Origin of the sequence: Candidatus Pelagibacter communis, assembly GCF_001180105.1 — a bacterium.
Taxonomy (GTDB): Bacteria; Pseudomonadota; Alphaproteobacteria; order Pelagibacterales; family Pelagibacteraceae; genus Pelagibacter; species Pelagibacter ubique_K.
Genome location: NZ_CVSO01000050.1, coordinates 1 through 544, shown reverse-complemented (window position 1 = coordinate 544; position 544 = coordinate 1). Strand labels below are relative to the sequence as shown.

The 544-nt window shown below is 30.5% G+C and carries 1 pseudogene; it reads right to left on the bottom strand.

Annotated elements, in window-relative coordinates:
• Nucleotides 1-253 (bottom strand): annotated as a pseudogene (locus AMN84_RS03595) (PLP-dependent transferase); the annotation flags it as partial.
• Nucleotides 254-544: the final 291 nt, after the last annotated feature.

Below are 544 nucleotides of genomic sequence, written 5' to 3'. Positions count from 1 at the left end.
GTGTTAAAAAAACATGATAAGACTCTTCCAGTTTTGTTAAAATTTTTGAAAGCGTATGTGTCGTTGATGTACCTTGCCTTCCATAATCGTAGTGACCGCCAGTTGGATCTTTAATGTTTTTCTTTTGGGTTTTTCTAATATCTTGCATGGATTTAAAAATAATAGTTGATGCCCGCACAACAGGCGGATTTACCGACTGATTATGAAAATCTTTTGCAGTGTGTTTTAAAAATGTTTTAAAAGAATAGCCCATAAAAAAATTGAATACTTATGGGGACAATGCTATATCCGTTATATAAGTCAATAAAATAATAAATAGGAGACAATGATGGGTTATCCAAAGAAACATAGAGGCCGAAGAAAAATGGGGTCAAAAAAAAGAAGAGCTAGAAAAAAAAATAAGAAAAAATAATTCAGCTCAAAATGGATAATATTAAGAAAGTAAAAGCCCTAAGTATTTGGATTTTTGTAGTACCATTTTTAGCAGTAAATACTTGTTTAATTTTAATAACTCAGTTTCACGATCTTTTTCCTAACAAGGAGA